This is a genomic window from uncultured Eudoraea sp. (genome assembly GCF_947490415.1).
Classification (GTDB): domain Bacteria; phylum Bacteroidota; class Bacteroidia; order Flavobacteriales; family Flavobacteriaceae; genus Eudoraea.
Genome location: NZ_CANLGX010000004.1, coordinates 445,314 through 469,336, shown reverse-complemented (window position 1 = coordinate 469,336; position 24,023 = coordinate 445,314). Strand labels below are relative to the sequence as shown.

Sequence of the window (24,023 nt, the reverse complement as noted above, 5' to 3'; positions counted from 1 at the left end):
CACCAAACAAAACCAAACAATGAATTCAAAATTCCATCTTGCCCTCCCTTGCATCAATATTAAAGAAACCAGGAAATTTTACCTGGAAATCCTTAAGGCAGAAACAGGAAGATCGGGAGAGAATTGGCTGGATATAAATCTTTATGGAAATCAATTGACTTTTACCCAGGCAGGAAATTTTAATTTTGACTTTAAGAGTTACCGATTTAGTGATCATGTACTTCCCTCATTCCACTTTGGAGTAATAGTTAATGCAGAGGTATGGAAGAATTTGTATGGCAGATTGTCAGAAATGGATCTTGAAATAACAAAAGAAGCTACTTTTTTGAAAGATAAGACAGGGGAACATTTGTCTTTTTTTGTAAGGGACCCAAATGGTTATATGGTAGAGTTTAAAAGTTTTTCAACGGATGATGAGATTTTTTCAACTGATTATTAGTAACTAGAAACTTGCAAAGTGGTTTACAGTTACCTATCAGTACATTTTTCGAAATAACCCATGTAGTAATAATTTAACCTTAAGCCATCTTAGTTCCTGGCCGTACAATAGTTACTTAAATCTAAAAATAGATATCCTTAAAGATGAATATCTCCTTTTCCCACTTAAAACTGTTTTATGTATTTGCTTTACTTTCAATAGCTATTAGCAGTTCACAGACTCCAGCCGGATACGATTTGTGGTTGGAATACTCTGAAATAAGAGAACCAACAATATTATCGGAGTATCAAAAGGTGACAAATTCTATATTTTTCTCAGGAGGCAATAGCATTCTTCTAAATGCGGAAAAAGAACTTGTCAAGGGTCTTGATGCAATGCTGGGACAAGCATCCGATATACAGGATTCCCCCAATTTATCGAATACCATGTGGGTGGTTAAGAAAGATGGTCTTAACCAGGAGTTACAGAGTGCACTAAAAGGCTATTTTGAACAAATTGGCAAAGAAGGGTTTATTATTAAATCTGTGTCAGTAGATGGAAAGAATATTTTATTGATTTCAGCGAACGCAGATACAGGGATACTTTACGGAGTATTTAAATTTTTGCAATTGATGAAAATGCAAAAATCACTCGATGAGATTAATCTCATAGAAGCACCAAAAATTGATTTACGAATGCTTAATCATTGGGACAACCTTGACCGCACCATAGAACGCGGATATGCCGGGTTTTCGCTTTGGAACTGGCAGAAACTACCAAAATATATAGACCAGCGCTATAAAGACTATGCGCGGGCTAATGCCTCAATAGGTATTAATGCCACTGTATTAACTAATGTAAATGCAAATGCCCTTGTATTAACTTCTGCTTATTTAGAAAAGGTGGCTGCTTTAGCTGATGTTTTTAGGCCGTATGGGATAAAAGTATATTTAACGGCCAGGTTTTCTGCTCCCATTGAAATAGGAGGATTAAATACTGCAGACCCTTTGGATAAGGACGTAATTAAATGGTGGAATAATAAAGTGACAGAGGTTTATAAATATATCCCGGACTTTGGAGGATTTTTGGTTAAGGCAAATTCCGAAGGACAACCCGGCCCACAGAATTATGGAAGAACCCATGTAGATGGGGCAAATATGCTGGCAACTGCATTAAAACCATTTGATGGATTGGTAATTTGGAGAGCCTTTGTGTATTCTGAAACGGATGCAACAGACAGGGCAAAACAGGCCTTTACAGAATTTGTACCCTATGATGGTAATTTCCTGGATAATGTTTTGGTTCAGGTAAAGAACGGGCCAATTGATTTTCAACCGAGAGAGCCTTTTCATCCGATGTTTGGAGCTATGCCCAATACACCACTGGTTATGGAGTTCCAAATTACCCAGGAATATCTTGGTTTTAGTTCCCATTTGGTATTTCTTCCTAAACTGTACGAAGAAGTGTTAGACGCTGAGACCTATCGAAAAGGCAAAAATAGCACAGTGGCTAAAGTTATCGATGGATCGTTATTCAATAAAAAAATATCCGGAATGGCCGGAGTGGCAAATATTGGGACAGATATGAATTGGACCGGGCATCCATTTGCGCAGGCGAACTGGTATGGATATGGACGTTTGGCGTGGGATCCTTATCTGAGTTCTGAAACCATTGCCGAAGAATGGTTGCGCTTAACCTATTCCAATAATTCAGAATTTGTCAAGCCCGTTAAAAGAATAATGATCGCTTCCAGGGAAGCCGTTGTTAACTATATGACCCCAATGGGTTTACACCATTTGATGGATACAGGTCATCATTACGGTCCGGGTCCATGGGTGGGTGATTTAAGCAGGCCTGAGTGGAATCCTACGTATTATCACAATGCCGATAAAAACGGTATTGGATTTGATCGTACCCCTACAGGAAGCAATGCTACATCTCAGTATGCTCCTGAGATTGCTAAAATTTTTAATGACCCGGAAACATGTCCGGAAGAATACCTCTTGTGGTTTCATCATCTACCATGGGACTATGAGTTGAAAAATGGAAGAATTCTTTGGGATGCCCTTGCTTTGAAATATCAGAAAGGTGTTGACCAGGTAGAAGAAATGATTAGCACCTGGAAGCAAGTAAAAACATATATCTCTGATGATCAATACAATGAAGTAAGGATGCTTCTTGAAATTCAGCTTCAGGAGGCAAAATGGTGGAGGAATGCAAGCCTTCTGTATTTTCAGACATTTTCAGGAAGAGAATTGCCAGATGGGGTGGGAAGACCAGAGGAAAACCTGGAGTATTATAAATCCTTAAAATTCCCTTATGCCCCAGGAAATTAGAATTCAAGGGCATTTATGAGCGTTTTTTTTGATTAACTTTCATCAGTCTGTTAAGAACATAACTTAAGGCCCTTGATAAATAATATCAACAACTTTTAAGTACTAAATAATGTAACTAAAACCAATTTATGGATCCTTCGAAATTTAGAATCTTAAGTGTGAATTTGCTGGCTGCAATCCTGCTTTTTGGATGCAAGGACAAAACAACAAACAAAATAACAGAATCTTCCATAGATGAGCTTCCCGAAGATACTGTCTCAATCATCCGGGTAAACCCTTTGCCGCTAATTTCAGATATCTATACTGCTGATCCATCGGCACATGTATTTGAAGGGAAATTGTACATCTATCCTTCCCACGATTTTGAATCGGGTGTTCCGGAAGATGATTTAGGGAGTCATTTTGATATGAACGACTATCATGTATTCTCGATGGATAGTATAGGAGGTAATGTTATAGATCACGGCGTTGCTTTGCACATTAGAGACGTTCCCTGGGCAGGAAGACAGATGTGGGCCCCTGATGCGGCAGAAAAAAATGGTGTCTATTATTTCTATTTCCCTGTAAAGGATAAATCGGATATATTTAAAATTGGCGTAGCCACAAGTGAAAATCCTTTTGGGCCATTTAATGCAAAAGAGAAGCCTATCGAAGGAAGTTTTAGTATGGATCCTGCTGTTTTTGAAGATACCGATGGTGTCTATTATATATATTTTGGTGGTATTTGGGGTGGGCAGTTACAGCGATGGTCCAGCGGAACTTATATGAGTGAAGATGTTTACCCGGCTGAAGACCAGATGGCGTTAACTCCTAAAATCGCAAAGCTGACCGATGACATGCTGGGTTTTGCAGAAACTCCGGCAGATGTGCTAATACTTGATAAAAATGGTAACCCATTACTGGCAGGTGATAATGAACGACGTTTCTTTGAAGCAGCATGGGTTCATAAGTACAATGGAAAGTATTATTTATCCTATTCAACAGGAGACACTCATAATATAGCATATGGTATTGGTGATAATCCTTACGGCCCTTTTACCTATCAGGGAGTCATTTTGAAGCCCGTATTAGGCTGGACCAACCATCATTCCATAGTTGAGTATAATGGCAAATGGTTATTGTTTTATCATGACAGCTTCCTTTCGGGAGGGAAAACACATTTGAGAAATGTTAAGGTAACAGAATTGCTATACAATAAAGATGGGACCATTAAAACTATAAATGCCATGGTGGATTAAAGATTTGATCCATTATCTTTCTCCTTGGAGATCCAACATAGTATAAATACAATACTTACAGACACAATTAAAAGTCAGTGAATTATTAAAAAAAATTATCAAACAATGTCAAACTGTAAAACTCTAACCATTCCCTTCTTAATTTTATTCCTGTCATTGCAAGCCATTATTGGTCAGGAAAATAAAATCACAATACACATAAATAAAGCAAAAGACACGATAAGCAAACACATTTATGGTCATTTTGCGGAGCATTTGGGAAGGGGTATCTATGATGGTTTTTATGTGGGAAAAACCTCAGAAATTCCTAATATTAATGGGATAAGAAAGGATGTTGTAGAGGCGCTAAGAGAATTGGAAATACCTGTGTTAAGATGGCCCGGAGGGTGTTTTGCCGAACAGTATCAATGGAGAGATGGGATTGGACCTGTTAAGGACAGACCCCTTGTTGTGAATACTTTTTGGGGTGGTGTTACGGAAGATAATTCCTTTGGAACCCATGAGTTTTTGGAACTATGTGAGTTGTTGCAAACAGAACCCTATATTGCCGTCAACATAGCCAGCGGCACTGTAAAAGATGCTTATCAGTGGGTAGAGTATGTAACTTCTGATAAGGATAGTGAAATTACAAGACTGCGGAGTAAAAATGGCAGGGAACGTCCCTGGGATGTTAAATTTTGGGGTATTGGTAATGAGAACTGGGGTTGTGGTGGAAGTATGAACGCCGAATACTATACCAATGTCTTTAAAAGATTCAGTACCTACTGCAACGCAGAATTTAAAATTGCCAGCGGGGGAATCTTTGATGATTTGGAATGGACTAAAACCTTTATGGCCGGCATTAAGGGTACTCCCGGATATTTAAATATTGCACATGGATTGTCCTATCACTATTATACCATAGTCAATAATTGGGAGGTTAAAGGCTCTGCAACCGATTTTGTGGAAAACGAGTGGTTTAAAAGCATGCAAAATACTTTGAAGATGGAGGGAAATCTGGAAGATCATATTGCAATAATGGATGAACACGACCCCGATAATACTATAGCTTTGATTGCAGATGAGTGGGGCACCTGGTATGACGTGGAACCGGGCACGAACCCCGGGTTTCTCTATCAGCAGAATACCCTTAGGGATGCTCTGGTGGCTGCTTTGGGCCTGAATATCTTTAATAATCACGCCCGACGCATTAAGATGGCAAACATTGCTCAAACCGTAAATGTATTGCAAGCCATGATACTTACCAGAGGGAATCAAATGGTGAAGACCCCTACTTTCCATGTATTTAAAATGTATAAGGTACATCAGGATGCACTTCATTTACCTTCTGAAGTAACTGCACAAAATTATAAAAATGATAATAGTGAAATTCCGGCTTTGTCCGTTTCTGCCTCCAGAGATAAGAATAAAAATATAAATATTACTATAGCCAATGTAGATCCCAAAAGGAATTTGCCGACATCTATTGAAATTCCTGGAATGGAAAATTGGGGAACTATCACCGCTAGTATTATTACTTCTGATAAAATGAATGCACTAAATGAATTTGGTAAAGAAGAATCGATTCAAATTCAGAAGTTTTCGGATTACCGAATGAATACATCGGAGATTAAGTTAAATATACCTTCGAAATCTGTAGTATTACTTAGTATTAGCGACAATTAAATATATTTATTTAAAATAACACCTATCAGTAATTTGCATAAAATTTGAAGGACTTATGGCAAAATGGTCTTAATTTTTTTTAGTCTGTTCATCAAAAACCTATATCAAATGAAAACTTCAAAATTATATTACGTCCTACTAAGCTTTATGATCTTTGCGATCAATGATGTACAAGCCCAGAACCAAATAGGAATTTTTGATAACAACAGCGATATCGGCGATTGTAAATTAAAGGGATTTTCGGAATATTCTGCAGAAAATCAAACCTATAAAATTGGTGGCTCAGGAACCAATATGTGGTTTGGGAAGGATGATTTTCAATATTTATGGACAACTATTCAAGGCGATTTTATTCTGAGAGCAGAAGTAAAATTCTTAGGAAAAGGGGTAGATCCTCATAGAAAAGCTGGATGGATAGTTAAGAATAATTTGGATGCAAATTCAAAACATGTAAATGCCACTACTCATGGTGATGGCCTTACCACCCTTCAATACCGCGAAGAGGTTAAAGGGGAAACCAAAGAAGTGATTTCTTCAGACACATTTCCGGATGTTATTCAATTGGAAAGGATTGGCAATAATTATATTATGTCTACCGCCAAATTTGGGGAAGAATTTACAAGTGTGGAATTAAAGGATATGGAACTGGACAACTCTGTTTACATCGGAATTTATAGTTGCTCCCATAACCCTGAGGTAATGGAAACCGTGAAATACAGAAACGTCAGAATTATTAGACCGGTTGATCCTGATTACACGCCTTATCGCGACTATCTTGGCAGCAATCTGGAAATTATGGATGTAAGCAGTGGACATCGAGAGATTATCTATAGGTCTGCACATTCCATACAGGCACCTAACTGGACGACAGATGGAAAGAAATTAATATACAATTCGAAAGGGCATTTATATAATTACGAAATTTCTTCCAGTACCATCTCACCCTTGAATACGGGATTTGCCATAAATAACAACAATGATCATGTCCTCACTTTTGATGGTAAGCTATTAGGGATTAGCAATCATAATCCGGATGACGACAGAACTTCGGCTTTGTATTATTTGCCTTCGGAAGGGGATTCTCTACCCAAAATGGTCACAAAACCGGGAGTAGGGGCATCATATTTACATGGTTGGTCACCTGATAATAAGAAAATGGTGTTTACCGGCAACCGAAATGGAGCGTATGATATTTACTCCATCGATATTGATTCCGGTAAGGAAAATCAGCTTACCAATCAAACTACTCTAGATGATGGGCCGGAGTATAGTCCGGATGGTGAATTCATCTTTTTTAACTCAACCCGCACCGGAAAGATGAAACTATGGAGAATGAAAGCTGACGGTGAAGATCAAAAGCAATTGACCTTTGATGAATACAATGATTGGTTTCCGCATATCAGTCCGGATAAAAAATGGATTGCCTTCATTTCTTTTCCCAAGGATATAGACCCCGCTGACCATCCGTTTTACAAGCATTGTTTATTGCGTATAATGCCATACGAAGGGGGAACACCAAAGGTTATTGCATACATCTATGGCGGACAGGGTTCTATTAATGTGCCAAGCTGGTCTCCGGATAGTAAAAAAATAGCATTCGTAACCAATACCAAACTATAACTTTGGTTCAGGTAGTAAGTTCAGTTCTTTTTCAAATATTACTTGGAATGTTAACACACAACATGCCTGGGTTATCCCTTGCAACCTAAAACACTCTTTAATTTTTTCTCTTAGGCATAACCAGGCTATCTGCCGGATAGTTGTCTTTGAGATAGTTCATTTGATCTTTTGCCCAAACTATAATCTTCTGCCTTTGATCTTCTGAAAGATCAGCTTCTTTATGTAAGCCAAAATTGGTATAAGAAGGTAATGGCATTTCTTTCTCTTCTACCATTTCAATAGTTTCTTCAAATTTATGATTTTGAACAGCTATGGGCATTTTGGTAAAAGTTGAGAAATTTAGATGTCTCTTTCCATCTACCACATGGTCATTTAGCCACCATGCCACCGGCTGTACATTTGCATACCACGGATACTCCGTTTTATTTGAATGGCAGTCATTGCAGGAAACCTGCAACAGATGGCTGATATCATCCGGGACCTGATATTTTGTGGAAACGTCATAAGTCAGGTCGTTGGATTCGTTCTTTTCAGGGCGAAAAAACTGTATAATTATCAATACAATACCTAATCCGATTAAAACTTTCTTTAACATGTTTTATAATTTAAGTGAATGTTTAAATATATTTATTTTTGGACATTAATATTATCCAAAGGTTTAACTAAATAGCTATTATTTATACTTTTTACACGGTCATCGGAAATTACCCCATTCCAATCCATGCCAAAGGCTAAGTTATACTAATTCTTTTGGAACCCTTATAAGGATTCATAGCTCTGGTCATCACCTCAATTTTTTCTTCAACAGCTTCATTTTAGTGGGAATTTAAAAAGGCAACAATTGCTTTGATCCTATTTTACCCTCCATAATGAGCATCAAATTTGTTAAATACTTCATTATCCCCTATTAAAATCCTTCTACTTCAGACCTATTTTAACAACCATAAAGGTATATGGGTCAATTTCCAGACTAAGGTGGTTATTAATTGCAGAAAGTTCACTTTCCTGTGGTACTATTTTTTTAGGGTTTTCAAAGGAATTCTCATCAGTAAGCTGATCTGAACTTAAGATCAAGGCTGTGGCCGTCCCCTCTAATTTTTGATTCTTGATGTCAATCTCAAGTTGTTTTTTTTTATCCGAAGTGTTCACCAATTTTACAAATATTTCGCCTGATTGCGTATCCTTAACCGAAGAGGCAAAAAGGTTATTTTCTCCGGCAACCACTTTTCCGTCAAAAGTAGAAATGGCCAATAGTTCATTTCCACGATGATTTGAGAACAATTTCTGAACATAGTAGTTTGCAGTTCCGTAGGTTTCCAAATTATTAAACCAGATAAGATTTGGAGTCCATTGCCATCCCTCCTGATGGGCTAAAAGCGGGGCATAGGAGGTCATGACAACTAAATCGGCATTTCGCTCCAATCCTGTCATGAAGGCAGCTTCAGAGAGTGCACATTCCCAGTTATTTTTGTTTTCCGGGCTGGTTGTTCGGACGCTTTGGGCAGCGTATTCACCGGCAAATATCTTGGCCCCTCCGCGAACATAATTATCGTAACGGGTAGCGTTATCCCTGAACCATTCCGGGGTATTGTAATAGTGTTCATCAATAATTTCGGTATCTAACTTTTTCAGTTCAGACGTGCCATACTCAAAAAAATCGCCTTCAGGAAATGGACCACTACTTGAAATAATAACAATATCAGGATGCTGCTCCTTTATGGCTTTTTCAAAGATTGCATAGCGCTCAATATATTCGGGCCCCCACTGCTCATTTCCAATACCAATGTATTTCATATTAAAAGGTTCAGGGTGTCCCATGCTATTGCGTACCTTACCCCAAGGGGAATCGGCAGGGCCATTTGCGAATTCTATAAGATCCAATGCATCCTGTACATAGGGATCCAAATCAGCGAGTGGAACTAATTCACCTGTATTGAACTGGCAGGCCATTCCACAGCCCAAAATGGGTAATGGCTCAGCACCTAGATCTTCCGCAAGTTGAAAATACTCAAAAAAACCGAGGCCAAAACTCTGAAAATAATCCGGGGTGGGCCGGTGTGTAAATTCTGTATTCCAGCGATTTATCAACAAGGTTCTGTCCCATAATGGCCCCACTGTTTTTTTCCATTGATAGCGTTGGGCCAATGTCCTGCCTTCCACTATACAACCGCCAGGAAAACGCAAAAAACCTGGTTGCAGGTCGGCAAGGAGTTGCACAATGTCTTCCCGCAATCCATTTTCTCTTCCCTTCCAGGTATTCACAGGGAAAAGTGAAATATTATCCAAATCTATTACCCCGGTGCCTTCAAAGGTGATTTTTAATTCAACCTTTGGATTCGTCTCCGTAGCCATTAGGGTAGCAGTATATGTTTCCCAGTCCCTGGCCGCAGGTATGATGCTGCATTCCCCTAAAACCTGCCCTGTCTCGTCTACAAAATGGATTCGGACCTTTTGAATTGCCAGTTTTGAATTTTTGGCCATTAAGGAAAGCCTGTATTTAGCGTTTTTTTTGATGCCCATACCCCGGAAGCCCTCGTTTATTAAAACATATCCACTATCGTTTTCTATGCTTACCCGGCAGAAATTATTACTGGAAGCATCAGTGCCTGACTTGATTATGTTGGCAATACCAGACTTTTTATTAAAGCCATAGGAATTGCTGTTGGGCTGCTGCCAGCCCATCTTAGGGTTGTCGAATTCAAAGCCCCGGTTTTTGATCATTTCAGCGTACACCCCGCCATCTGCCGCAAAATTGATATCCTCGAAGAAGATTCCATACATAGTGGGTTGAATTTCCGCAATTGAATGGTTGACATCTACTTCCAACCTGGTTTTTTGTCCTGTTGCTGAAATTGAGCATATCAGGAGAATTGCCAATAAAGGATAACTGTTGATTCTGGTCATGACTTTTTCATTTAGGTTTTCGCTTTGTAAATTGAACCGGCTTAACTTATTTGAGATTAACCAGTTCCAATTATCTGAATTACAAATAAAATTCTAATTATGCTTTATTCTATTTATACCTATCAACCCTCGCGTCTTTAATAATCCCTTGCCAGTTCATTCCAAAAGCAAAGTCATACACATTGCCATTAGAATCTTCATACGGAGTCATATCTCTTGGGACATCTTCAAATTGTTCCTCCACCGTTTTCATATTTAAAGGCATTTGAAAAGGTAATAGTGCTGATGGTTCTGCTTCACCTGTAATTATTTCCATCAACGCCTGATCCTGAACTCCCATATGAACCAGAATGGATGCGGAGCTTTTTTCAATTTCCGAAAATACCATGGGATTGGAAATATTTACAACTACAATAACCGGTTTGTTTCCCATTTTTGATTTGGTTTCGTTTACCATTTTCATGTCGGTAGTGTTAATCGCAGTAACCGATTTACCTTTATACGAACGGTTGGTAAAATCTTCTAATGGGCTTCCACCTGCTAAACTGGTCTCGCGCGCATCAGTAGCGGTATAGGATCCATACTGCAGACTTATAGGTACATAGCCATTGCCACCTTTAGCCAGATCTTCTCTATTATAACCTACCCCGCCATTGGGACTAGTAATTCCGACAAGCGCAAAATCTGCTTCTAATGGATTCTCTACAACTTCAAAATACTTGTTAACGACCTCGATATTAAAAGGGTGTTCCAATTTCTCCGGGGTCTCTCTTCCAAACCAATTCCTGCTCGCAGCAATATACCTTTGAGGAACATACACTTTTTGCTTCGCTTTTAATGGAAGCGTATTTTGATGGTTTTTTAGCATAATAATTGAACGCAATTGGGCATCAAATCCAGCTTTCATAAATTCTGCATTCCCCACAATTTTTTCAGTTTCTTCGATATCCAGATACGGATTCTCAAAAAGTCCGACCCTAAAAATATTCATCAGCAAACGAACTGCGGAGGTTTCAAATCGCTGACGCATATATTCTTCCCCATGTTCAGCGACCCCAATTTTATAAGCTTCCAAAATGGGTCCCATATCGTTGTTTCCACCAAATTGGTCCACGCCGGCTTCAATCACCTTATAATGGCGTTCGGCTACAGTCATAGTCTCAACACCCCAACTTTTGCCTTCAAATAAATCTACTGCGCTTACATCACGGGTGATACCCCAGTCTGTACATACCACACCATCAAAACCATATTCGCCCCTTAAAAGATCGGTAATCAGGTACTTGTTGAAGCCATTACCTACTTTATCACCATTCTTGGTATCCTGCCCATCAGAGATGGTGTAGTAAGGCATAACAGCGGAAGCCATTTTAGTAGGGCCTTGTAACTTAAAGGCACCTTCAGTAAATGGTTGTAAATGATCTTTTAAATTATTACCCGGATAAACAGCATAGGCCCCATAGCCAAAATGACCATCCCTGCCCCCTTCTTCGGGACCTCCGCCAGGCCAGTGTTTTACCATGGCATTCACGCTTTGATATCCCCAACCAACTCCATTGTCTGAAGACTGAAATCCGTCTACATATGCCCTTGCCATATCCGTTGCCAAATCCGGGTCTTCGCCCATAGTGCCATCGAACCGGTTCCAACGTGGTTCCGTTCCCAAATCTATTTGAGGTGACAAAGAAGTAGCAATGCCAAGTGCCCTGTATTCTTTTGAACCAATTTCTCCAAATTGATACATAAGAGCGGGATCAAAAGAAGCTGCGATACCTAAAGTGCCGGGCCACATTGATATTTCACCGCCCGCACCTGCATTAAACTCTGCATAGGAATCACTACCATGTCGGGGATCCGAACTTGAATTGATGGGGATTCCTAAACCGATTTTTTCCACCAACACTTGTGCATTGTTGTTCCATTTGGCAGCAATAGCAGGAGACTCTACTCTTGTGATGAGCACATGTCGGAGATTGTCTTCTTCCAGAAATTTTAGTTGTGCATCAGACAGGTCACTGGCTTTCGCCCCACTTTCGGCAAATGGTTTACCTCCATAGGTTGCGGGACCAAAAAATCTATTGCCTCCTGCCGGAATAGATTGATGTCCACTGTAGAGCATCAAACCGGCAATTTGTTCTAAAGACATTTTCCCTGCCAGGTCTTGGGCCCGCTTTTCTGCGGGTAATCGCCAATCCTCGTAAACATCCAATTTTCCATCCTTGCTCAAATCTTTAAAGGCATAGCGATCAATATTTAATAACTTGACGCCAGAATTAGGGCTATACCCCAGTGTTTTTCCGCCTTCATTTTTTACCAGCGTATAATCTCCTTTGTCTTCCTCGGTAAATTTCGGGCTACAAGATATAGACAGTAATACTGCGGCATAACAAAATACAATAACTGATTTTTTTTGTATATCCATGTTTTTTATAATTAAGTACTTTTTATTTGTTGCTTACTAATTCGAATAAATCCTTGTCCAATTGAGGTTTTACTATACAAGTGTTATTCAGGTGCATAGTAGCTGTATTGGTTGGAGTATATGCCGGCCACTCAGGAATACCTTCGTGGTTCGGGTTTCCGGTTCTGGCAAAATTGATCCAGGAATTGCTGACTTTCTCCGCTAAAGCATGTGCCGCTTTACCACCACCTGTCATATTTTTACCCCTCTCGATATTGTCAAAGACGAAGGGCAATTCCATACAATGCAGGGATTTATATTTACCATCCCAAACCGGGGACTGCCATGTAAAAAGGTACATATAAACCGGTGCACCATCTTGAAGTTTGGATTTTTCGTTAGCCTGATCAACAGCACCGGGACGGAACATTACATCCACGTCAATTAAGTCCTTTGGATCCGTATCATTAGGATAGGCATTTTTGACAGCCTTTAAATAGGCATTCGCCTTATCTTTATACTGTTCCTTTATATGCTCCATTATTTGCTGTTCAGAAGCTTTGACAAACCGCATATTTGCAAAAGGAGCAAATTCGTTTTTCGTTGTTCCCACTAATAAGGGTACTTCTTTGGAAAGATCAAAAGCTTCATTAGAATACAACTGATAAGGCAGGTCTTCCCCATCCCGGCTAGGACCCCAATTAAGTCCAAACCCGATTACCGGTTTCCCTTCGGCCTTCATTTTTTCTTCAATCGTCTTTAGCGCTTTGGTACCTGCCGCACTTAAAATTTCAAAAGGGATGTTCTGCAGGCTATCTACCTGATTATCATTTAATCCAAGATTGGAAATTACTTCTGCTGCAATGGTCTGTGTTTCGTTTTTTTCCAACATGGCAGTACGGAAAGACCCACTTTGATTAATGGCCTTATGGAAAAGGCCCTTGGCTTTAGGCATAGCCATTAGCGTATTCACTTTGGCACCCCCGCCAGATTGTCCAAAAATGGTTACATTACCCGCATCGCCTCCAAAATTTTCAACATTGTTCTTTACCCATTCGAGTGCGGCCACGATATCTATAATGCTGTTATTGGCAGAATGCTTGTATTTATCCCCGTAAGCAGATAGATCTAAAAAGCCTAGAATATTCAGACGGTGGTTAATAGAAACAACCACCACGTCTCCTTTTTTACTTAGGTTTTCTCCATCAGTAGAAGGTAATTCCTGACTGGAACCAGCAGTGAAACCGCCGCCGTGGATCCAAAACAGAACCGGCCTTTTTTTACCATCGTCAATACCTGGGGTCCAAATATTAATTCGAAGGCAGTCTTCGTTAGGATATCCCCAGTCATGGTCAAAAACAAACTCAGGTTCATCCATAACCTGTGTTGTAGGCGTCATAAGGGGCGCCACAGGCCCGTACATCGTTGAACTTCTAACACCTTCCCAGGAATCAGCCTTTGTTGGAGCCATAAATCGCTCTGCTTTGGCATAGGGGATTCCTTTATAGATATAGGTGCCATCGTGTATATACCCTCGTACTTTCCCTGATTCTGTATTAGTCACGGCGATGTTCTCACCGGTAATGACTTCCTGGGCAGAAAGAGAAATGGTCATTAAAAATAGGACCAGGCCCATTAGATGTAGATTAATTTTTTTCATTTTTCTAATATTAGTATTCCTATAACTATTGTTCTATTTAAAACCAATTTTTCTCAATCCTTCATGGCTTAACTTCATGGCTTCAAGTGGTTTCAGGCCATCAAAGGTCATGTCCTGTTCCACCATGTAGTACTTCATGCCAGACAGTTTTTTATTCTCAAGGATACGGGCAAAATTGATATTTCCATTACCTACCGGTGCAAACCTGCCTTGCTCATCCATGTCCTTTACATGCCAGATTTTAAAGCGTCCGGGAAATTTCTCAAAATAAGCCACAGGATCTGCTCCTGCTTTGGTAACCCAATACAGGTCCATTTGAAAATTTACATATTTGGGGTCGCAATGTTCCAGCAAATAATCTATAGGCACAATGCCATCGGAATCTTTTTGAAATTCAAAATCATGGTTATGGTATAGCAATTCAAGTCCGGCGGCATGGCATTTTTTACCAAGGGTATTGACTATTTCGGCAAGATTGGCTGCACCACCCGTCATACTCATAATTCTGGTTTCACGATCAAAATTAAATAACCCCATAGGAGGCACAGGAATTACAAAATACTTAAATCCCGCCGCTTTAACATCTGCAATCATGGCATCTGCATTCTCCATAGTTACCGTACTCTGATGGCTACTAACAGGTTTTAAGCCTAACTGATTCAATAGTTTTTTGAAATCGCCGGGTGTCATATTGTAGAATTTACCATCGTTGTAACCGGCGGCTTCCAAATAGCTGTATCCGGCATCTGCCACTGCTTGCAAAGTAGTTTTGGCATCCGACTCCATGGCATCCCGCACAGTGTATAGTGCTAAACCTCCAAATTTTTCTTGTGCATTAACCATAAATGTCCCGGCCAAAAGAAAAATGGAGAATAGGAGTTTTAAGGTTGTTTTTGTCTTTAATTTTTTCATTGTTTTTTATTAATATTCGTTATGATGCTAAATAATTATATTCACCCTGTTAATTGAAACTATATAAATAGGGTGCTTTATGTGCTTTACCCTGAAATAGTTTTTCATGACGTTGCAGAATATCCATTGCCAGCATTTTGCGTTGAAAACTGGTTCGACGCAGTTTTTCTCCTAAAATAGCTTCGTATACCTGCTGCAATTGCTTCATGGTAAATTTAGGAGGCAACAGATTCATGCTTATTAATTTTCTATCCAGATTAACTCTGAGTACTTGCAGTGCTTTTTCCACGATTTCCTGATGATCCATCATTAAGGGAGGCAGTTCATCAATGGCATACCAATTAATACTGTCGGAAAGTGCATCGGGTTTTGGATTTACTTCATCATAATTGATCAAAGCGTAATAAGCCACTGAAATAAAACGGTCGAACATCCAGTAGTTCTCTTTCACATCAAAATTATTTTCGGTTAAAATTTTTCTCATCGTCTTAGGCGCCGAGCGTGAAATAGTACCAAACGTATGAAACTGTTCCAAATAAATATTATCCAATCCGGTTCGTTCCTTTAAACCTCTTTGCACGGCATCATCCAAATTTTCAGTTCGCTTTACGAAGCCACCCGGGAGGGCGAAAAAATTCGTATTGTGGTACTCCAGAACCAGTATTTTTAATTGCTCCCCATTAAATCCAAAGATGACCGAATCATAAGCCAGATGAGGTATATAATCCTTGCCGTCAAGCAGTTTCTTTTTTTTGATCTTTGTCAAGAATTAAAATTTATCCAAATAAATGATAAAATTCCAAGAAAAAAAAGTATTATTGTAACAAAATGAGACAATAATAAAACTTTAACATTTTATCCAATGAAAACAGCCTTGATTTTTTCTACGTTTTTGATACTTATAATTTCCGTTGGTGTAGCTCAGAATGATAATGCCTTTCCCGTTGAGGTGAAGGTTGAAAACGGTATTATTGAAGGTAATTTTGATACACACACAGGTATTCAAACTTACTTTGGAGTTCCTTTTGCCAAACCACCGATAGGTGATTTGCGTTGGAAGGCACCACAACCTTTGGACAATTGGGAGGGCGTAAAGAAAACCAAGGAGTTTGGCCCGCGACCCATGCAAACCCTGGTATTTGGTGATATGAAATCGCGCTCAAAGGGTCTTAGTGAAGATTGCCTTTATTTAAACATTTGGACACCTGCTACCAGAAACACCAAAGACCTGCCCGTATTGGTTTATTTCTTTGGTGGTGGAAATGTTGCAGGTGATGCCTCAGAATATCGTTATGATGGGGAGAGTATGGCCAAAAAGGGGATTGTTGTAGTTACCACAAATTACCGGTTGAATATTTTTGGGTTCTTTGCACACCCGGAGCTGAGTGCTGAAGCACCCTACGGAGCTTCAGGAAATTATGGATTGCTGGATCAAAACGCCGCCTTGAAATGGGTGCACAAGAACATTGCTGCCTTCGGGGGTAGTCCCAATAAAATTACTATTGCAGGAGAATCCGCGGGATCTATAGGGGTAAGCCAACAGATGGCCTCGCCGCTTTCCAAAAATTTGATTGCCGGTGCTATTGGGGAAAGTGGAGCAGGAATTAAGCCAACAATGGCTCCGGTATCTTTGAAGGAAGCCGAAAATACCGGATTAGAATTTGCCAAAAACGCGGGATACCCCAGCCTGGCCGAATTAAGAAAACTAAGTACAAGAGAGGTCTATGAAATATACAATGAATCCAAAAGATTCGGTTTTCCTGCCGTAATCGATGGCTATTTCTTACCAAAATCCCTACCCGAAATATTTGAAAGCAAACAACAAGCTATGGTGCCTTTATTATTGGGATGGAATTCTGCTGAAATTCCGGGGATGGCTTTTATGCAGGGGCAACCCTACACTGAGGAAAATTATTTAGCAAAGGTTAAAGAAGCCTATCCGGAAACGCATGATGAGGTTTTAAAACTATATCCTCATGGTTCAGTGCAGGAAATAGAAAGATCTGCGACAGACCTGGCCTCGGATCGATTTATAGCGTACAGTACCTGGAAATGGTTTGATCTGCACAGAAAAAACAGCGATCAAAAAGTTTACCGCTATCAGTATAGCAAATTGCGTCCCCCTTTAAAGGACAAGACCCTTGCTTCGGGTTTAGCAGGGGGTACAGTAAAAAAAGATTCCGATGCCCCAGCAAAGCCGGAAGCCATTGGAGCTCCGCATGCCTGTGAAATTGAATATTGCATGGGGAACTTACATTTGGTAGACGACTATGTCTGGACAGAAGATGATTTTAAAGTTTCTGAAACGATGCAAAATTATTTTGCCAATTTCATCAAGACCGGTAATCCAAATGGGGAAAATCTGGCCGAGTGGCCCTCTGCAGAAGCTAATGACACCACCCCGCCGATAATGATTATTAATACAGAAAGTGTTGCCAAAAACGCCAGCAATGATGCTCGTTATGAATTTTTGGATAAGACTTATGGAAATTGAGAAGATAGATTAGAAGATCTGAAATCAAACGATAAAAGACAAAAAACCTGCCATCCGGCAGGTTTTTTGTTTGAACTAATGATTATAAAGAGTACTCATGTAGCGCTACTTATATATAAATAGTCTGTCTTTACTTTAGGTTTTTATTAAAAAAATCAATGGTACGTTTCCAGGCCAATTCGGCCGCTTCTTTGTCATAGCGCGGCGTAGTTGTATTGTGAAAACCATGATTTACATCAGGATAGATATAGGCCACATATTCCTTGTTATTTGCTTTTAAGGCCTCTTCATAAGCAGGCCAGCCTTCATTAACTCTTGTATCCAATCCGGCGTATTGCAACATTAAAGGCGCGTTTATTTTATCGATATCTTCTTTAGGTTGTCCACCGTAAAAAGGTACGGCTGCTGAGAGTCCGGGAACTTTCACGGCCATCATATTTGAAATCCATCCACCAAAGCAAAAACCAACTACGCCAATTTTACCATTGCATCCCTCGTGAGCTTTTAAGAATTCATAGGCGGCAATAAAATCCTCAAGCATTTCATATCGGTCACGTTCTCGCTGCATTTCCCGGCCTTTATCGTCATTACCCGGATATCCGCCAAGAGGTGAAAGTGCATCTGGTGCCAGAGTTATGAATCCTTCCAAGGCTGCCATTCTGGCCGTGTCTTCAATATAGGGGTTCAGCCCCCTGTTTTCATGTACAACAACAATGCCAGGCAATTTTCCTTTAGCATCCTTGGGCTTGGAGAGAAGCCCCTTAATGGTTCCGCCACCTTTGGAAGAGTCATAATTAATATATTCCGATTCCAACCTGGGATCATTGGGTGGTACCAGCATGGTATCCTTGTAATTGGGCATCATAAAGCTCATAAGAGATGAAATAGTGATACCACCTACGGCATAGAGAGATAGTCTTTCAATAAATTCGCGTCTTTGTAATTTGTTATGTGCATAATCATCATAAAGATCAAAGACTTCCTGTTTAATATCTTCTTTTTTAAGTTTTTTCATAATAGTATTTTTATTTACTGCAATAGACTTTTCATGAAATTTTCTTTAAAAGCACGTCCAATAGGAGCTTTAATACTTCCAATCAAATAGACCTGGTTTCCGATTATTTTTTCAATTTTTGAGGTATTTATAATAAAGGACTTATGCGTTCTAAAGAAGTTTTTTTGATTTAAATTTTGTTCCCAAAAACGAAGGGGTTCTGAAGATAAGTATTTTTTTTCAGAGGTTATGATTTCTGTATAATCCGCATCAGATTTAATATAAATAATATCCTTGACGGCGATTTTTATATGTTCATATCCTGATTTGATAAAAATTTCTTTGCGATTTTCCGGATTATGAGAATGTGTTTCTTCCGAATGTTTTAAACCGTTAGTTGAAGGTATTTTGGAGACTGCTTTTACAAAACGCTGGAAAGAAAAAGGTTTTAATAAATAATCAACTACATTTAATTCATAACTCTCCAGGGCATAATCTGAAAAGGCAGTTGTTAATATGACATAAGGTGGATTTGGCATTGTTCTCAAAAAATCTATCCCTGAAATCTTTGGCAAATGAATGTCCAGAAACATAAGATCCACAGAATTAGTTTTTAAAAATTCCATGGCCTGAATGGCATCTGAAAAAACTCCTTTGAGCTGTAAGGAGCCTATATCCTCTATAAATTTTTTAAGGATACGTTGAGCCGGAGGCTGATCTTCAATAATTATACAATTCATTTGAAACTTATTTTCTGCAACTCCATCTTCAAATCAACTTCAAATTGATCTGAGGATTCTTTAATTTTTAATTCATGCGCCTTGGGGTATAGCAATTGCAATCGTTTTTTTACATTTTCCAACCCAATACCTTTGGTTAGATTTTCGGAAGTGGATATAGGCTGAAAATTGTTCTTACAATTGAAGAATAAGGTGTTTCCTTCCATTTTAATCTCAATATCTATGCTAATATTACTGGACTGACCTGATTGACTATGTTTAAAGGCATTTTCGATGAAGACCAAGAGGATTAACGGGGCTATTTGATAACCAGTCGCAATATTTATTGCTTTAAAATTGACTTTTCCCCTTTCCTCAATCTGTAGTTGATTTAGTTGTGTGAAATTTTCCAGTTGTTCAATTTCTTTAGATAAGGGCACAAATCTTTCTTTGCATTCATAGAGCATATACCGTAGGACAGAACTTAATTCCAAAATTATGGCAGGAGTTTTAGGGGAAAGTTCTATAGCGTACGAATACAGATTGTTTAGGTTATTGAATAAAAAGTGTGGATTTATCTGAGACTTTAAAAATTGAAGTTCACTTTCCTGAATAGATGTTTTTAATTTTTCCAATTCACGTTGTTTGCCTATTGCATCCCATGCAAATTTGAATCCTGATAAGATTGCAATTATAGGAAGAACGTCAAAAATGGCATAGTATATACCAGGAACTATCGCTGCTCTTCGTGTACCCGGATAAAACACAACTTCCAATAATTCTTCTATCACAATTACGAGTAAAAGAACCAAAATGACCAAACCAAAAAAATGCCAATATTCCTTTTTATATAAGAATTTAGGCATCAAAAAGTAAGTGATAAAAACTGATGCACAAGCATAGACTAAAAAGAAAATCACCTGTGCCAGGGTAATACCCGGATCATTCCTGTCAAAGGAATAGAAGAGAAGTACCAATAGATACAATACAAATTGAAAGAAGAGTTCTTGCCAACCTATATTTGAAGTTATCTTATTCATAATCATGCTAATACTACAAATCTAAACTAATAGATGCATTTCCAAAAATGGTCGGATGTGAACGGCAGAAATATACCTGTTAACGACAATTGTTCTACTTTAAGATTAAAGCGTACAGTTCACTGGAAATCTTATGTCGTTCACAGTAGAATTTTTCTTCAGCATTATTTGTAAACAGATCTTTATTTCAGGAAAATTAAATCTTAAAAGATGATTTATATATACGGATATATTAATTTTTGAAAATTATTTTAATTATGGGAAGAAAAACAGAACAAAACATGCGTACTTATCACAGGTATTTGGGGTTCTTTTTAGCAGGTATTATGGCGGTTTACGCTATTAGTGGTATAGTATTGACATTTAGAAATACCGACTTCCTAAAAAAGGAAGTACAGATAGAGAAAAAGCTGGGGATAGGCTTGGAAGCCGAGGCCCTGGGTTCGGCCCTGGGTAAGAGGGGTTTTAAAATAGAGAAGCAAGAAGGGGACATTGTTTACTTTAAAGGAGGTACTTATAATAAAATTACCGGACAATCTAGTTATACCGAAATGAAGATGCCTGTTATTTTGGACAATATGAACAATTTGCATAAAATGCATTCCGGGCACCCATTGTATTGGTTAAATATCATTTTCGGAATCGCACTATTGTTCTTCTCTGTTTCCGCATTTTGGATGTTCAGACCCAAAACACCAATATTCAAAAAGGGACTCTACTTTGCATTTGGAGGTATGTTACTTACGGTGATTTTACTTTTTGTGTAAGTCGTAATTAATATTTGGAACGAGAACTGTTAGTTGGTGGAAACATGTTAATTAAAGGAACATAAAAGGTCTTGTAAAAATTCGAGCTGATACAAAACGATAAAGACATGTCGTTTAGCGGGTAAGTCCTGTCGTTGAGAAAATCAACTTTCCGGTTTAGACAGTAAACCTTATATTGTAGTAACAATTGTATTCGATTATGAGAAGAATTATAACACCTATCTTTTGGCCGGTTTTCTTTTTCTTTATTACATTGATTTTTCCATCGAATTGTACCCTGGCTCAAGATTCTAAGACTAATACGGAGTTGGACATGAAAGTGGAAGCATTTCTGAAAAGTAAAAGAAATCATTGGCGCGATTTAAATGTTCCGGCTTCAGACGGAGAGCTTCTTTACGATATTATCTTGAAAAATGGTTATACCAAAGGCTTGGAAATTGGTACTTCTACCGGTCATTCCTCCATCTGGATTGCCTGGGCTTTTAGCAAAACAGGGGGAAAGTTAATTACCGTTGAAATAGATGAGGACAGGCATAAAGAAGCCCTGGCTAATTTTAAAGAAGCAGGGTTGTCTGAATATATTGATGCCAGACGCGCTAATGCCCATGAACTGGTTAAAGAATTACCCGGTCCTTTTGATTTCGTTTTTAGTGATGCTGACAAGGGATGGTACACCAACTATTTTAAGGACATTAATCCGAAATTGGTATCAGGAGGATGTTTTACCGCACATAATATCAGTTCTCAGGGCAAAAGAGGAATTTCTGGTACTACAGAGTTTCTGGAGTATGTATCAGCTCTGGGTAACTACACGACCACGGTAGACAATTCTGGTGGTGGACTATCTATTAGTTATAAAAAATGAAATAACTGAAAACAAACTAGAAATAAATAAAATGAGAAAAATTGTATTAATTCTGATATTGGTTTTTCCAGCACTTACTGTTTTAGGACAGGATGTTTGGACTTTAGATCCCGGGCATTCCAGGATAAGATTTACTGTAACACATCATATGATTTCAGAAGTTGATGGCTTTTTTAGGGAGTTTGAGGCCACAATGAAAACTACAAAAGATGATTTTTCTGATGCGGTTTTTGAGTTTTCCGCTAAAACGGCCAGCATTAATACAGAAAATGAGAACAGGGATAAACATCTTAAAAGTGCTGATATCTTTGATGTAGAAAAATATCCTGTTATGAGTTTTAAAAGTACTTCTTTCAGTCAGATAGCGGGGGAGCATTACAAAGTAACAGGTGATATGATTATTAAAGGAAATACACTTCCAATTACACTGGATGTATGGCTTGTTGGCCCTGTGGAGAACGAGCGCGCTAAACGACATGAACTTGGTTTTAAAGCAATTGGTAGTTTAATGAGACAGGCTTTTGGAGTAGGTGAAAATCTTTCCACTATGTCCGTTAGTGATGAAGTGGGTTTGAGAATAACTGGTGAATTCAACAAGGGTTATTAATTTATAAGAGCTATAACTATCTAATCAGCATAAAAACACAAAAAAAAAGTCCTAATGAAAAACACTCTTTTTACTCTATTGATATTAGCGTTAACGCATATTCCTTTGAGCTTGCTGGCAAAAGAAGTTGCCACCGAAAAGTTGCCAATTACAACAACCCAGGGTGGGGAATATACTATGATTATTGAGGGATATGATTGGGGTCCTGCAGTAAGCAGAATAGTACTTTCAATGGACGAACAGGTTTCCGAAGTGAGTGCCGGGGATTATGCTGTTAGTGCCATACGTCATACAGAATATACCCAGATTCCTCCTGAAATGGCATCCGGCGAAAGAACAGTAAATTTTGCCTATGTCTCAGATGGTAAAGGGAACAGACTTCAAAGTGGCAATCACATTACCCTTGTTTTAGCAGTTGGCCCAGATCTGGCTATAGGATCACCCATTCAATATATCCGTAACGATAAATACCGGGGGAATTATTGGATCGATTACAAACTTTCCATTACCCATAAACCCTCAAATAAGGTTTGGGATAAAGAGATTGGCCGCATTAGGCAGCTCATAGATTCCTTTGACCTTTCTGGAACTTTTAAAGACAGTAATGGTATCACCATGTCTTATGCTTCTTTTTCGCCCAAGACAACTAATGAAAAATCTCCCTTAATTATTTGGTTACATGGTGGAGGGGAAGGCGGTACAGATCCAAGCATTCCTATTATAGCTAACCGTGCTGCAAATTATGCATCCGATGAGATTCAATCCTTTTTTGGAGGAGCTTATGTACTGGCACCGCAATGCCCCGGGGCATGGATGCACAACAGCAAAGGAGTGACAACGCATGGACGGGAAGACGACATTTATAACAAAGGTTTAATGGAGTTGATTAAGAATTATGTTTCGGCCAATCCTAAAATTGATACGGACAGGATTTATGTGGGAGGTTGTTCTAATGGTGGCTACATGGCCCTTAAACTGATTATTCTTTATCCCGATTACTTTGCAGCAGGATATATCAGCGCGTTGGCCTATCAATCGCAATACATTACCGATGAGCAAATACAATTGATAAAGGATGTACCGATCTGGTTTGTACATTCCAGGGACGATGGTACTACTATTCCAGAAAAGACGGTTGTTCCGGTTTACAATCGTTTAATTGGGGCGGGTGCCAAAAACGTTCATTTTTCTTTCTATGAGCATGTTACCGATATTACGGGATTTTTTGGTGGCGATAATTATTATTACAATGGGCATTGGTCGTGGATCTATTCACATGCAAACCACGCCAATTTTGATTTTGACGGATCACCTGTAACTCTTAATAACAGGCCTGTCACTATCATGGAATGGTTGGCGGCTCAAAGTAATTAGGAATAAAGA

At 38.9% G+C, this 24,023-nt stretch carries 19 protein-coding genes; 10 read left to right on the top strand and 9 right to left on the bottom strand.

The genetic code is table 11. The features are described 5' to 3' along the window. Nucleotides 1-19 precede the first annotated feature (19 nt). From Q0874_RS13255 to Q0874_RS13235, 5 genes are all read left to right on the top strand, one after another. Entirely contained in the window at nt 20-439 is a 420-nt protein-coding gene (locus tag Q0874_RS13255; RefSeq protein WP_299163845.1) for a VOC family protein, read from the top strand. A 143-nt stretch (nt 440-582) separates the two neighbouring features. After that, complete coding sequence (locus tag Q0874_RS13250; RefSeq protein ID WP_299163844.1) at nt 583-2,754, top strand: alpha-glucuronidase family glycosyl hydrolase; 2,172 nt, start codon at nt 583-585, stop codon at nt 2,752-2,754. Between the two features lie 128 nt (nt 2,755-2,882). Next, complete coding sequence (locus Q0874_RS13245; RefSeq protein WP_299163842.1) at nt 2,883-3,992, top strand: glycoside hydrolase family 43 protein; 1,110 nt, start codon at nt 2,883-2,885, stop codon at nt 3,990-3,992. Nucleotides 3,993-4,097: 105 nt separating this feature from the next. Then, nucleotides 4,098-5,657: an alpha-L-arabinofuranosidase C-terminal domain-containing protein gene (locus Q0874_RS13240; RefSeq protein ID WP_299163840.1), complete on the top strand. Its 1,560-nt coding sequence runs from the start codon at nt 4,098-4,100 to the stop codon at nt 5,655-5,657. A 108-nt stretch (nt 5,658-5,765) separates the two neighbouring features. After that, nucleotides 5,766-7,277 (top strand): biopolymer transporter TolR, encoded by a 1,512-nt coding sequence (locus Q0874_RS13235; protein WP_299163838.1) that lies wholly within the window; start codon nt 5,766-5,768, stop codon nt 7,275-7,277. 97 nt (nt 7,278-7,374) lie between these two features. Here the strand turns inward: Q0874_RS13235 and Q0874_RS13230 are convergent, their stop codons facing one another. The 6 genes from Q0874_RS13230 to Q0874_RS13205 form a co-directional block, all read right to left on the bottom strand. Continuing rightward, nucleotides 7,375-7,872, bottom strand: coding sequence for a heme-binding domain-containing protein (locus Q0874_RS13230; RefSeq protein ID WP_299163836.1), 498 nt, complete (start codon nt 7,870-7,872; stop codon nt 7,375-7,377). A 323-nt stretch (nt 7,873-8,195) separates the two neighbouring features. After that, complete coding sequence (locus Q0874_RS13225) at nt 8,196-10,181, bottom strand: alpha-L-arabinofuranosidase C-terminal domain-containing protein (RefSeq protein ID WP_299163834.1); 1,986 nt, start codon at nt 10,179-10,181, stop codon at nt 8,196-8,198. Between the two features lie 109 nt (nt 10,182-10,290). Beyond that, complete coding sequence (locus Q0874_RS13220; RefSeq protein WP_299163832.1) at nt 10,291-12,603, bottom strand: glycoside hydrolase family 3 N-terminal domain-containing protein; 2,313 nt, start codon at nt 12,601-12,603, stop codon at nt 10,291-10,293. Nucleotides 12,604-12,625: 22 nt separating this feature from the next. Beyond that, the gene (locus tag Q0874_RS13215) at nt 12,626-14,242 is read right to left on the bottom strand and encodes a carboxylesterase family protein (RefSeq protein ID WP_299163830.1); all 1,617 of its coding nucleotides are present in this window, start codon (nt 14,240-14,242) and stop codon (nt 12,626-12,628) included. Nucleotides 14,243-14,275: 33 nt separating this feature from the next. Beyond that, a complete protein-coding gene (locus Q0874_RS13210; RefSeq protein WP_299163988.1) occupies nt 14,276-15,085 on the bottom strand; it encodes a sugar phosphate isomerase/epimerase in 810 nt (269 codons plus the stop codon). Between the two features lie 118 nt (nt 15,086-15,203). Beyond that, nucleotides 15,204-15,920 (bottom strand): NUDIX domain-containing protein, encoded by a 717-nt coding sequence (locus Q0874_RS13205; RefSeq protein WP_299163829.1) that lies wholly within the window; start codon nt 15,918-15,920, stop codon nt 15,204-15,206. A gap of 96 nt (nt 15,921-16,016) precedes the next feature. On the opposite strand from Q0874_RS13205, the gene Q0874_RS13200 reads away from it, so the two are divergent. Then, the gene (locus Q0874_RS13200; RefSeq protein WP_299163827.1) at nt 16,017-17,648 is read left to right on the top strand and encodes a carboxylesterase family protein; all 1,632 of its coding nucleotides are present in this window, start codon (nt 16,017-16,019) and stop codon (nt 17,646-17,648) included. 130 nt (nt 17,649-17,778) lie between these two features. Here the strand turns inward: Q0874_RS13200 and Q0874_RS13195 are convergent, their stop codons facing one another. The 3 genes from Q0874_RS13195 to Q0874_RS13185 are packed head-to-tail and all read right to left on the bottom strand — an operon-like array spanning nt 17,779 to nt 20,401. Next, the gene (locus Q0874_RS13195; protein WP_299163826.1) at nt 17,779-18,663 is read right to left on the bottom strand and encodes a dienelactone hydrolase family protein; all 885 of its coding nucleotides are present in this window, start codon (nt 18,661-18,663) and stop codon (nt 17,779-17,781) included. Nucleotides 18,664-18,677: 14 nt separating this feature from the next. Continuing rightward, a complete protein-coding gene (locus tag Q0874_RS13190; protein ID WP_299163825.1) occupies nt 18,678-19,382 on the bottom strand; it encodes a LytTR family DNA-binding domain-containing protein in 705 nt (234 codons plus the stop codon). Continuing rightward, nucleotides 19,379-20,401, bottom strand: a complete 1,023-nt coding sequence (locus Q0874_RS13185; protein ID WP_299163823.1) for a sensor histidine kinase — start codon at nt 20,399-20,401, stop codon at nt 19,379-19,381. Before Q0874_RS13185 ends, Q0874_RS13190 begins: the two co-directional genes overlap by 4 nt. A 257-nt stretch (nt 20,402-20,658) precedes the next feature. Between Q0874_RS13185 and Q0874_RS13180 the strand changes: the two genes are divergently transcribed. From Q0874_RS13180 to Q0874_RS13165, 4 genes are all read left to right on the top strand, one after another. Next, nucleotides 20,659-21,168, top strand: a complete 510-nt coding sequence (locus Q0874_RS13180) for a PepSY domain-containing protein (protein ID WP_299163822.1) — start codon at nt 20,659-20,661, stop codon at nt 21,166-21,168. Nucleotides 21,169-21,367: 199 nt separating this feature from the next. Then, complete coding sequence (locus Q0874_RS13175) at nt 21,368-22,033, top strand: O-methyltransferase (RefSeq protein WP_299163820.1); 666 nt, start codon at nt 21,368-21,370, stop codon at nt 22,031-22,033. 31 nt (nt 22,034-22,064) lie between these two features. Next, nucleotides 22,065-22,640: a YceI family protein gene (locus tag Q0874_RS13170; protein ID WP_299163818.1), complete on the top strand. Its 576-nt coding sequence runs from the start codon at nt 22,065-22,067 to the stop codon at nt 22,638-22,640. A 54-nt stretch (nt 22,641-22,694) separates the two neighbouring features. Continuing rightward, nucleotides 22,695-24,014 carry a PHB depolymerase family esterase gene (locus Q0874_RS13165; protein ID WP_299163816.1) on the top strand — a complete coding sequence of 440 codons (1,320 nt, stop codon included), beginning with the start codon at nt 22,695-22,697 and terminating at the stop codon, nt 24,012-24,014. Nucleotides 24,015-24,023: the final 9 nt, after the last annotated feature.